Origin of the sequence: Staphylococcus sp. GDY8P72P (assembly GCF_016890655.1) — a bacterium.
Lineage (GTDB): Bacteria > Bacillota > Bacilli > Staphylococcales > Staphylococcaceae > Staphylococcus > Staphylococcus arlettae.
Genome location: NZ_JAFEQJ010000011.1, coordinates 130476 through 142945, shown reverse-complemented (window position 1 = coordinate 142945; position 12470 = coordinate 130476). Strand labels below are relative to the sequence as shown.

10 protein-coding genes are annotated in these 12470 nt (G+C 36.1%); 5 read left to right on the top strand and 5 right to left on the bottom strand.

Translation table 11 applies throughout. From position 1 onward, the window contains the following. Nucleotides 1-17: 17 nt before the first annotated feature. Complete coding sequence (gene fadX, locus JVU85_RS06270; RefSeq protein WP_204172171.1) at nt 18-1571, bottom strand: fatty acid degradation protein FadX; 1554 nt, start codon at nt 1569-1571, stop codon at nt 18-20. 466 nt (nt 1572-2037) lie between these two features. Between fadX and mqo the strand changes: the two genes are divergently transcribed. Both mqo and JVU85_RS06260 read left to right on the top strand, forming a co-directional pair. Next, the gene (mqo, locus tag JVU85_RS06265) at nt 2038-3525 is read left to right on the top strand and encodes a malate dehydrogenase (quinone) (protein WP_002509890.1); all 1488 of its coding nucleotides are present in this window, start codon (nt 2038-2040) and stop codon (nt 3523-3525) included. 126 nt (nt 3526-3651) lie between these two features. Further along, on the top strand, nt 3652-5250 hold the full coding sequence (locus JVU85_RS06260) for an LPXTG cell wall anchor domain-containing protein (RefSeq protein ID WP_002509889.1): 1599 nt from the start codon (nt 3652-3654) through the stop codon (nt 5248-5250). Between the two features lie 93 nt (nt 5251-5343). Here JVU85_RS06260 and JVU85_RS06255 read toward each other — a convergent pair whose 3' ends face one another. The 4 genes from JVU85_RS06255 to JVU85_RS06240 all read right to left on the bottom strand — a co-directional run bounded on the left by JVU85_RS06255 (nt 5344) and on the right by JVU85_RS06240 (nt 8904). Next, nucleotides 5344-5907, bottom strand: a complete 564-nt coding sequence (locus tag JVU85_RS06255) for an NADPH-dependent FMN reductase (protein WP_142019282.1) — start codon at nt 5905-5907, stop codon at nt 5344-5346. Between the two features lie 9 nt (nt 5908-5916). Further along, nucleotides 5917-6978: an LLM class flavin-dependent oxidoreductase gene (locus tag JVU85_RS06250; protein ID WP_204172170.1), complete on the bottom strand. Its 1062-nt coding sequence runs from the start codon at nt 6976-6978 to the stop codon at nt 5917-5919. An 18-nt stretch (nt 6979-6996) separates the two neighbouring features. Then, the gene (locus JVU85_RS06245) at nt 6997-7923 is read right to left on the bottom strand and encodes a VOC family protein (RefSeq protein ID WP_204172169.1); all 927 of its coding nucleotides are present in this window, start codon (nt 7921-7923) and stop codon (nt 6997-6999) included. Between the two features lie 99 nt (nt 7924-8022). After that, nucleotides 8023-8904 carry a LysR family transcriptional regulator gene (locus JVU85_RS06240; RefSeq protein WP_002509578.1) on the bottom strand — a complete coding sequence of 294 codons (882 nt, stop codon included), beginning with the start codon at nt 8902-8904 and terminating at the stop codon, nt 8023-8025. Between the two features lie 112 nt (nt 8905-9016). On the opposite strand from JVU85_RS06240, the gene JVU85_RS06235 reads away from it, so the two are divergent. The 3 genes from JVU85_RS06235 (at nt 9017) to exaC (ending at nt 12240) form a co-directional block, all read left to right on the top strand. Continuing rightward, complete coding sequence (locus JVU85_RS06235) at nt 9017-10030, top strand: YeiH family protein (protein ID WP_002509579.1); 1014 nt, start codon at nt 9017-9019, stop codon at nt 10028-10030. A gap of 61 nt (nt 10031-10091) precedes the next feature. Further along, nucleotides 10092-10589: a GNAT family N-acetyltransferase gene (locus JVU85_RS06230; RefSeq protein ID WP_204172168.1), complete on the top strand. Its 498-nt coding sequence runs from the start codon at nt 10092-10094 to the stop codon at nt 10587-10589. Nucleotides 10590-10719: 130 nt separating this feature from the next. After that, nucleotides 10720-12240: an acetaldehyde dehydrogenase ExaC gene (gene exaC / locus JVU85_RS06225; protein ID WP_002509581.1), complete on the top strand. Its 1521-nt coding sequence runs from the start codon at nt 10720-10722 to the stop codon at nt 12238-12240. Nucleotides 12241-12470: the final 230 nt, after the last annotated feature.

Below are 12470 nucleotides of genomic sequence, written 5' to 3'. Positions count from 1 at the left end.
GTAAATAACTCCCAGTGCTAAAGTGACTTATACAGCATTCCCCAATGTTGACGATAGATGTTTGAATCAATAGTGTGTAGTTTGTCAGCAATCAATGGTTGGAATGATAATTTATCTAAAACGTCGTGTTGCAAATCGACGCCTGGAGCAATTTCAATTAATTCAATACCATCTTCAACTAATTGAAAGACAGCACGTTCTGTCACGTAGTAAACGGTTTGTCCTAAGCTGCGTGCATAATTTGCATTAAAGTCGATATGTTGAACGGTATCAACGAATTTAGAAGGTGTACCTTCTTGTGCGATAGTGATATGGTCGTCTTGAATATTTAGTTGACCCCCAACAACTAATTTACCTGAAAATATAATGGTTTTAACGGTTTGGCTAATATCAATGAAGCCACCACAACCATTCATCTTATCACCAAGAAGTGAAACATTTACATTACCATCAGCATCGACTTCGCCAAAACTTAAAAAGGCTATATCAATACCTCCGTTATAAATGAAATCCCAAGTCATATCATGTCTCATTTTGGCATCTAAATTATAATTCATACCGTATTGCATACCACTGCCTAGTAAACCACCATAAGTACCAGTATCGATATTTAGTTGCACAGCTTCCGTCACTTTTTCTTCTATAAGTAATTGTGACAAATCATTATTAATACCAAAACCAACGCTAACTACGTCGTCCTGAGTTAAAAATTGTGCTGCGCGTCTTAAAATTAATTTTTTATCTGTGAGGTCTAGTTGTGGTTGAGCCATTGAAGCGATACGATAATGGCCAGCTAAAGCAGGGTCATAATACTTTTGCATAACTTGTTTATGATATTTAGGGTCTTTGTTGACAACAACGTAATCTACTAATTCACTTGGAATAAACACTTCATTTGGATTAAAACTACCGTTTGCGACGATAGCCTTTACTTGTACAATGACAGTACCGTTGTTATTGTGTGCAGCTGCTGCCACACTGAAACCTTCTCCTAAATGTGTTTCGTGGTGCATATAAATATTGCCTTTTTCATCTGCATACGTTCCTCGTAGTAGGGCTACATCAATATTTGGAAATTTATAGTGTAAATATTGCTCTTTGTTAATTTCTATCAAGTCTACCAAATCTTCAGTAGTACGGTCATTTGCTTTACCACCTTGATAACGTGGATCGGCAGTAGTGTTTAAGCCAATCTTCGTAATCATACCGGGTGAAGCAGATGTTGCACTACGATAGTGCGTAGTCATTACACCTTGAGGTATAAAATACGCTTCAAGCGCATCGTGCTTAATAGCATTAACAGTTGCAGGTGATGCAGTGATAATACTCATGATGAGTCTTTTAATCATTCCTCGCTCTACCAAAGCGTCTAAATCTATCCCATCCGCATAATTACTAATATCATTAGCTAACATAAATGTAAGACCAGTTAATTTTCCCGTATCATCATGTTGTTTCGTCATGTGTTTTAATAATTCCGCTGGTAGATTGGCAACCGACAAGGCAGCGAGTGCGATGACATCATCATTTTTAATTATTGTGTGTAATTCATTTAATGTTATTACTTTCATACAACAGCATCACTTGTATTCATTAGAAGACATACCCCCTTCAAATGTAAGCCCTTACATGAAATATAACATAATGTTATGTAGTGTAAAAGTTAAAAAACGTTAGAATTGAGTTAAAATTTCTAAATGTTAGAAATTGTATTGAAAATTAGCGTTAAAATGAGATATAATAAAAATACATCAAGTCATCAGATGTGTGTAAAAGTAATTAACTGTAGATAGTAGTTTAGTTAAAAATTGATGTTTAAACATATGCTATTAAGTTGTTTAAGCACATAAGTTAAATAACTACGAAATTTACTTTTTCACAATCCTAGTTTAAAATCACAATTGACAATGCTTACAAATAATATTTGTACAAAATGCTCTTTTGTCAGTGTGGACTATAGGGTAGATAATTCTAATGATAGTGAGCAAGACTGATGCACACACTATAAATTAACTAATATGGGAAAGGTGGTTCCTAATGGATAATACTGAAAATAAAAGTGTCATATTAATTGGCGCAGGAGTATTAAGCACAACATTTGGTTCATTTTTGAAAGATGTCGAACCAAATTGGAACATAAAGCTATTTGAACGTTTAGATCAACCCGCAATTGAGAGTTCAAATGAGACGAACAATGCAGGAACAGGACACGCGGCATTATGCGAATTGAATTATACAGTGGAACAAAAAGATGGCTCAATCGATGTTGAAAAAGCGAAAGAAATTAATGAACAGTTTGAAGTTTCAAAGCAATTTTGGTCATACTTAATTAAAAGTAACGCTATCCAAAATCCGAAAGATTTCATTCGTCCATTACCACATATAAGTTTCGTATTAGGAACTAAAAATGTAAACTTCTTAAAACGTCGTTATGAAAAATTAGCTAAATTGCCAATGTTCGAAGATATCGAATACTCTGAGGATAAAGAAGTATTAAAACAATGGATCCCATTAATGATGGAAGGTCGTTCAAGCAATACACCATTTGCAGCTAGTAAAATTAATGAAGGTACAGATGTGAATTTTGGTGAGTTAACACGTAAAATGGCTAAGAATATAGAAGGACATGACAACGCTGATGTATATTATCGTCATGAAGTCGTTGATTTTAAACAACGTGATGATAAAAAATGGGAAGTGAAAGTACGTAACTTACAAAATAATCAGGTCGATGTTCATGTTGCAGACTATATCTTTATCGGTGCTGGTGGTAATGCCATACCAATGTTACAAAAAACAAATATTCCTGAAAGTAAGCATTTAGGAGGATTCCCAATCAGTGGTGCATTCCTAGTATGTAGTAATCCAAACATTGTTAATGAACATGACGCCAAAGTTTATGGGAAAGAGCCACCTGGCACACCACCTATGACTGTACCACATCTAGATAGACGTTATATTGATGGTAAGAAAAGTTTATTATTCGGACCATTTGCAGCTATTGGACCTAAGTTCTTAAAAAATGGTTCTAATTTAGATTTATTTAAATCAATCAACCCTAGCAACGTGGTAACGATGTTATCTGCAGCAACGAAAAACTTCCCATTAGTAAAATATTCTGTACAACAAGTCTTAATGGGTAAAGAAGACCGTATGAAAGAATTGCGTCGCTTTATTCCAGATGCTAAAGACGAAGATTGGGATTTACACATTGCAGGTAAACGTGTTCAAGTGATTAAAGATACAAAAGAACACGGTCGTGGCTTTATCCAATTCGGAACAGAGGTAGTGAATTCAGAAGATCATACAGTTATCGCTTTACTAGGCGAATCACCAGGAGCATCTACTTCAGTATCAGTGGCTTTAGAAGTCATTGAAAAGAACTTCCCACAATTTAAACAAGCATGGGAGCCAAAACTTAAAGAAATGATTCCATCTTATGGTCAATCATTAATTGAAGATACAAAACTATTACACGAAACACGTAAAGCAACTGCACAAGCATTAGAATTAAATGAAAAATAAATTAATAAGACCCGCCAAGTTGGTACTTGGTGGGTCTTATTGTATGAAATAAATATTAAATTGACTACTTCTGAATTTCGATATACTATAAAAAAGTAAGTAAGAAATACAATTTTGGAGGACATCATGATACAACAACAAAGAAAATTATTACCTAAAATAAGTGTGACGCTGCTGGGCATCGTTACATCTAGTCTTATTTCCACTTCAACTTATGCCCCAGCGCATAGTCAAGAGACCACTTATCCAGAAGCAGTGACACGAGCAATAGATACACAGACACAAGCAGAAGGACCAAAAGTACAGTCTGTGAGTATAGATAAGCGTAGTTATGCTCCTGGAGAAAAAGTGAAAGTACGTGTACAAATCAAATCGGTACATGCATTAACAGATGTAACAGTGGCTTTTAATAATACAACGCGCGTAGGTGTGACTTCATTAGCTGAAAGTGCCACGCATATTACTCAACAAGCTAATGATATATGGACTGCTGAAATTGAAATAGCAATTCCAGATAAAATAGGGGATACTTCATTTGAATTTTCAGCACTCGTTGTGGATGATTCTGAAGGTAACGGTGACACTATAGCACCACAATTAAATCCAACAAATATAGATGTTTCTGGTTTAGCATTTAAAGTCCAAAATGTAGTAGATACTGCTACTCAATCTACACTAGACAAAGAAGCTCCTAATATTTTGGCGATTACTACAGATAAGGCTGTGTATCAACCTGGTGATACGATTCAAGCGTCTGTGACGATTAAAGATGTCAGTAAGTTGACGGAAGTATCGTTAGGCTTTGTCAATGATCCGGATATTGGAGCAGCAGGTATAAGTAAATTCGCTGATATGACTAAAGTGACTCAGCAACCAGACGGTCATTGGATTGTGCCAATAGCACTTACAATTCCGCTTGATAGCACAGCCGCAGCTTATAAATTCTCTCATGTTAGCGCCATTGATGAATATGGTAATTCTATTGGAATTATTGATGATAAAAATGAAAAATCGCAATTTCGTGATATTCGTTTTGTGATAAAGACTTCAGAAGCTGTACAGACAGACGAAAGTTTGCACAATTCACAACCTACTCAATCAAGTAAAGTACAGCAATCAGCAGTTGAACAAGGAAAGCATGTATCAAAAACACCACAACTAGTTACAGAATCAATGACCAAAGAAGGAACATCCTCAAAAACGAAACAACTTAAAATGAACAACCAACAATCAGTTGAATCTGACAAAGAAGCATCTAAAGTACCTCAACAATCAACAGAACGGATGGACGCCAATGGAAAACCTCAAGAAGTTCATCAATCAACAAATGTGCAAAAACATAAAGTACATAGCTCGATAATGGAGAAGTCGATGCCAATAGAACAAGGCCAACAAGCAATTGATACGAGGCATACACAATCACAGCAGATCGACAAAGAAAGCGACCAAAGACCAGTTGTATCCCAACCTGCAACAGTAGTGCCAGAATCAAGTATGAGACCGTCATTACCCATGTCACCAATTAAGTCAACTTTGGATGACGGTAAGCATCAATCGATGTCTGGCAAAAGTAATAACAATGGGTACCAGAATATAGATAAGCAAACCGCGTTACCACAAACAGGACAACATACCAATGTCACTCAGTATATAGTAGGTGGTTTGCTATTGTTAGTTAGTATTTTGCTTATTGTTAAGGTGAATCGACGCTTGAAGCAATATTAAAATAATACAACCAAAAGAGGCTGGACATTATTGTTGCGTCCAGCCTCTTTGTCATATTGTCAGTAGGTTTCAGCCTACTTTTTATCTACAGTATTAAAAGTCATATTGTGATTCTTCATCTTGCAAAATTTGCTGATACGTTTTAGCCATGCGTAACGTAGATTGTGCTAAAGCATTTAAGCGGAAAACAATGTCATCATTGACAATGGTTTGCTGCTGGAAATCACGTTCTTCAATAAAAACATAAGTTTGCATCGTATGTGCTTTCATATAATCGAGTATTGGTTTTAATTGTAATTCAGGGATAAGGTAGTGCTTTGATGAACCAGCAGTGGCTAACAGACCTACTACTTTATCTTTAAAAGCATTAACAGGTAATAAATCAAAAATATTTTTCAATGCTCCAGGAATCGAAGCTTGGAAAATAGGGAAGCCTATAAAAATAATATCTGCTTGCATTAAAGCAGTTGTGACTGCTAATGTGTCGTCTTTATAGTCTAAATAATTTCTACCATCACTAAACTCGATGGATTTATCACGTAAATCAATAAGCTCAATATTATCATCTGTTAGCATTGTTAATTGTTGCTGTAAATAATTCATGGCAGTACGTGTTTTTGATCCTACACTAGAGCCAGAAAGTAAAACTATATTCACCTTTATCACCTACTTGTTTAAATGTTTTTTGACGCCTGGAATAATTTCGTTACCAATTAATTCAATATTTTGCATGATTTTATCAAATGGGACGCCACCAAAATCAATTTGTGCCATAAAACGTTGATGATTATATAGTTCGTGTTGATAGAGGATCTTTTCGATAATTTCTTGTGGGCTACCTACCATTAACGCATCTCGATAATCAGGCGCATTGGCAAACTGTGCCTTAGGATATCCGGCTCCTCTAATAAATGCCATGCCTGTATTTAGATGTGGATAATATTCTTTCAAAGCATCTTGTGTTGTCGGTGCCGTATAAAATAAGCTAGCAGTAGAAACTGGTAAACATGATGCATCGGTATCAAAACCATTAGCTTGTGCAGCATTTCGATATTCGTCTATAGAATCTTTGAAGGTCATTGCTGGACCTCCAAGTGTCGTAATCATCATAGGAATACCTTGACGACCTGCTTTAATTGCACTAGCTGGTTGACCACCAACTGCTCGCCAAATAGGTATAGTATTGTCTATTGGACGTGGATATATACGCGCATTGTTTAAGTCAGGTCGATATTGTCCTGACCAAGTAATTCGGTCGTGTTTATTAAGTTCTAATAAGAGATTTAATTTTTCTTCGTATAAAGCGTCATAGTCATTTAAATCATACCCAAATAATTCAAAAATACCTGTTCGTGAAGCACGACCAGCAACTATTTCTGCACGGCCATGCGAAATTAAATCTAATGTAGCAAAATCTTCAAATACACGTACAGGATCTGTCGCACTAATAATTGTTGAGGAACTAGAAATTTTAATATTGTCAGTAGCTTGGGCAATAGCTCCTAATACTACAGAATGTGCTTGAGTAGTGAAATGTTCTTGGTGACTTTCGCCTACTGCAAAGACATCAATGCCTGCTTGATCAGCAAGTTTACTTGCTTCTATAAGTTCGTTAATGCGTTGCTCGTAACTGACTTTCTCTCCGTTATGTGGGTTGAGCAAATGATCACCTAATGAGTATAAACCGAATTCTAGCGGTGTGTGTTGGTTCATGTTTAATTCTGCCAAATTATTATGCTCCTTTATTTATAGTTTGTGTAATGCAGCTTCTATATCTGCACGTTGCGCTTCTAAAAAATCTGGTAAGTTAAGTTCTTTACCCAAGTTTTCAACACTAGTATCTACAGTGAAACCAGGTTCAGCAGTTGCAAATTCATATAAAATTTTATTTTGACGGTAATATAACGATTTAAAGAAATAGCGATCAACGATGCCTGAATTATTGCCAGGTAGCTGGTTGATACTATTGTGCATAGCTGTTAAATCGTCATCTGTCGGTGTGTTTAAAGCCAAGTGATGCACATATCCTTGCCCTGGTCTTGCAGAAGCACCTTGTTGTGAAACGACTACGATATCTGTATAGTAGCCCGAATCATCAAGTGTGTAGACAAGTTCTGTAGTATCATCTCGTCGATAGTATCCTAATGTTTGAGTTAAAAATTCCATAGTCGGCTGCGTTTTTTTAACGCGTAATTCTACTGGTCCCATGCCTAATATTTGATATTTTTTCGGGATATCGCTATAAGGGTTGTGACGCCAAAACGTTGGTAAGGCATGCTGGTTGTTAACCATTAAAACAAGCTCTAAGCCATCTACCTCATGAAACACTAGTGCATCTTGATTCAAATAAGTAAGAGGTTGAGTAGTAACACCGCGCGCTTCCAAACGATTTTGAAAATAAGTAAGGGCTGTACTGTCTGGTACGAGTAAAGTTATGCGATGAATAGAATTAGTACCCGGACGATTTTTACCCAGATTAGGTATTTCAAAAAAACTTAATAAAGTTCCAGCTGAACCTACTTCGTCTCCGAAAAATAAATGATACATTTTAGGGTTATCTTGATTGACAGATTTTTCTACCAATCTTAAACCTAGTACGTTAGTGTAAAAGTCTTTGTTTGCTTTGGCATTTTTGGTATACATTGAAATGTGGTGATGTCCAGTAACAGTCATAAAATTCCTCCTACAGTCAATTTAGTATAAATTTTATATCAAGTATATTATTTTTACCAATAATATGTTTTATCTTAGTTAGAATGGACTTACGTACGCTTAATCTAACTGATGGTGACACAGGATATCTATAAATACCTCTAATGATTTCGTTTGAAACGGTGAATGGGTTAAGTATGCAAAGGTCCGTTTGTAAGGAAGGAAATTCATATCAACAGCAACAAGCTCCCCTCTAGCTAATTCTTTTTTGACTGCCCATTTTGATAAAAAGCTAATACCTAACCCAGATTCCACCGATGCTTTAATAGGTTGTGTACTACTGAAGTGTATGAGATTATTAGGGCTAATAGCAAGTAATTTGAAGACGTTATTCAATGCTTCTCTAGTACCAGATCCTTCCTCTCTTACAATCCAAGTTTGTGTTTCTAGTAAATGATGCGTGATGTGTGATTTTTGCAACAAAGGATGCGTTGGTGTAGCGACGATAATCATTTCATCTTCGGCAAATTTATGTGGTATTAACGTGCGATTTTTAAAATGACCTTCGACAATTCCGATATCTAATTGATGATTTTCTACTAGTGCAGCTATTTCTTCAGTGTTGCCAATTGTGACGATAGGTTGGACTTCTGGACAGTGTTCTTTAGTTTTGGCAATGATATGGGGCAATATATATTCCCCGAAAGTATAACTTGCTCCAATTTTTAATGGTCCATTAGCAGTGTGATTTAAATCATCAACTAAATAATGCATGCGTTCATACATACCCATAATTTCCTTACTGTAATGATAAACAATTTCGCCAGCTTTATTGAGATGGACACGTTTATTATTTCGATCTAATAATTTGGTGTTCATGCGCTCTTCTAATGTACGTATGTATTGGCTGACTGCAGGCTGTGTCATGTGATGTAATTTTGCTGCCTTTGAGAAACTTTGTTGCTCTGCAACACTGATAAAGACATTTAAATAGCGATCCATATTGTATACCTCCAATTATTCATATCAAATTACTTATAGTAATTATTATAATAATTAATTTTACTTATAAAAGCGAGCGCTATATGCTAAACGAAAAGGAGATGGAATACTTATGTTTGGACTTCAACTTAAACAATACAAAGTGCTGAGTTGGTTGTTAGGTGTAGTGTTTACGTTCGCTATTGCAGGTATAGGCTACGTATTAGCTTTACTGCCGGGGTTTGATCGTGTTGGTCAAATGGCTTGTGCCATTATTATAGCAGTGGTATTTCGACAATTATTTGGCTATCCTCGAGCGATTCAACGAGGCATTAAGTTTTCGTCATTTGTATTATTACGTGTGGCAATTGTATTGTACGGACTAAAATTAAATATTACGATTATTTTTAATGAAGGACTAGGTTTATTATTACGAGATGCTTGTATTGTGGCACTAGCAATAATAGTTATGCTTAGCTTAGCTAAATTGTTCAAAGCAGATAAAATGATTTCGTTGTTAGTTGGTGTGGGTACTGGTATTTGTGGTGCAGCGGCGATTGCAGCGATTGCACCTATTGTGAAAGCGAAAGAAGAGGATACAGCGATTGGTGTAGGTATGATCGCACTAGTCGGTACTGTGTTTGCAATCGGTTATACGATGTTAGCGCCGGTATTATCATTAACACCTGTACAATATGGTACGTGGAGTGGGATGAGTTTACATGAATTAGCACATGTAGCTGTAGCTGCTGCACCGGCAGGTAATGAAGCGATGGCCTTAGGATTACTTACTAAATTGGGACGAGTGTTTCTATTAGTACCCGTAGCATTTATTTTTATGTATTTAATGAAACGCAAACAGAGTTCAACTGAAAATGATACTACTAAAATACCATTCCCTTGGTTTTTAATAGGTTTTATTATTATGAGTATTATAGGTAGTTATGTACTAGGTCCGATGATTCCAGTAGCATCAAATGTAATGAACAGTGTGTCTACACTGACAACATGGTTATTAACGGCAGCGATGGTAGGATTAGGATTGAATGTTAATTTGGCAGATTTAAGACAGCGTGCCTTTAAACCGCTAATGGCTATGCTGATTACCTCAATCATTGTTAGTGGTATAGCATATTTATTAGTTTGAATTTTGACAGCTATCTAATATTTGCCTACACTCTATTTAAATACGAGCATAATAGTGAGGGATGGCAGTGTTACAATTTAGACAAGTACAGCAAACAGATTTAGAGCAAATCATTCCATTAGAACAAGCGGGGTTTACCCCAGAAGAAGCAGCGACTGAACAGGCATTACGCGAACGTGCTTTTTTGATTACAGATAGCTTTATAGTTGCTGTGGATGATACAACGAATACTATTGCAGGTTATATAAATGGTCCCGTTATCGACCAAAAATATATAACGGATGATTTATTTGATAATATTAAACCTAATTCAGAAACAGGTGGGTATCTCAGCATATTAGGCATAGTTGTAGCACAAGAATATCAACATCAAGGTTTAGGTGGTATGTTGTTGCAACATTTTGAGCAGTTAGCCAGGTCAACACAACGTCAAGGTGTGACCTTGACATGTAAAAAAGAGTTGGTTACCTTGTATGAACAATATGGTTATACCAATGCTGGATCTTCCGCATCAACACACGGCAATGTAGCATGGTTTAACATGATTAAACTATTTTAAAGTTTAGGTAAACTTTGTATGATGTTAGAATATAGTCTGTTTTAGCAATTCATACAGTTTTTGGGATTATAATTTAAGCGCTTACAAGTAAGTAGTTGCGGGTAAGGAACTACTAAAAGGAGGTAATTAAATGATTTATACTAATCCAACTGAACCAAATGCACAATACAAGGTAAAAACGCAATACGAAAATTTTATTAACGGCCAATGGCAAGCACCGCAACAAGGAAATTATTTTGATAATCTCTCTCCCATAACAGGTGAAGTTTATTCACAAGTACCACAATCCACTAAAGAAGATGTAGATTTAGCGGTTCAAGCTGCACAACAAGCGCAAGTTGAGTGGGGCAAAAAATCTCCCGCTGAACGCTCTCAATTGTTATTAGATATAGCTGATCGTGTCGAACAAAATTTAGAATACTTAGCAGTGATTGAAACCTTCGATAATGGAAAACCTGTACGTGAAACATTAACGGCAGATTTACCATTAGTGGTAGATCATTTTAGATATTTTGCTGGAGTGATACGTGCCGAAGAAGGTGGCATTTCACAAATTGATAATGATACAGTCGCATATCATTACAAAGAGCCACTTGGTGTTGTAGGTCAAATTATTCCATGGAACTTCCCTATACTTATGGCCACTTGGAAAATTGCGCCAGCTTTAGTTACAGGTAATGCTGTTGTATTAAAACCGGCAGAACAAACACCTGTATCTGTATTACATTTTGTTGAATTAATTGAAGATTTATTGCCTGCCGGATTATTAAATATCGTTAATGGTTTTGGTGCTGAAGCGGGTGAGGCATTAGCCACACATACAGGTATTAATAAAGTTGCCTTTACAGGTGAAACAACAACAGGAAAAATCATTATGAAAAACGCTAGTGATAATATTATTCCTGTGACTTTGGAGTTAGGTGGTAAATCACCTAACGTCTTCTTTAAAGATATTATGGATGAAGATGATGACTTTTTAGATAAAGCTGTAGAAGGGTTAGTCATGTTTGCACTTAACCAAGGGGAAGTATGTACATGTCCTTCACGTGCCTTAGTGCATGAAGATATTTACGAAGATTTTATTAAATTATGTATTGATAAAGTGAACAAAATTAAATTAGGTAATCCACTTGATGATACAACAATGGTAGGTGCACAAACTTCTAATGAACAGCAAGAAAAAATTCAAAAATATTTAGATATTGGAAAAAATGAAGGTGCAGAAGTGCTAGTCGGAGGTAACGTCCGTACGGAAGATGATAATTTAGCACATGGCTTTTATATTGAGCCTACGATCTTCAAAGGAACTCAAGACATGCGTATTTTCCAAGAAGAAATCTTTGGTCCTGTACTGTCTGTAGCAACATTTAAAGATAATGAAGAAGCCTTAGAAATGGCTAACGATACAATGTATGGTCTTGGCGCGGGTATATGGACGCGTAGTCAAAATACTGCTTATCGTATTGGTAGAGGTATACAAGCAGGACGTGTATGGGTCAATAATTACCACACATATCCAGCACACGCTGCATTTGGTGGTTACAAACAATCCGGTATTGGTAGAGAGAACCACTTAATGATGTTAGACCACTACCAACAAACTAAAAACCTTTTAGTTAGCTATGATACAAAACCTACTGGGTTGTTTTAAGGTGAGTTGTATGTAACTTGCCGAGTGTAATATGAAATGAAGAGCAGAACGTAGACAGACCCTTCGCAAATTAAGACAAAGGGTTTGTCTGTTTTATTTATATAATTTTTTCAAGATTCATGGCAGTGCCCGCAGAAAGCGTGCACAAAAACTGCCAACAAAGTCTCTTTTCATATGGGCAGTAGCTGACTGCATTGAAAATGCGCTTCAAACCAAGCTTTTTCAACGCT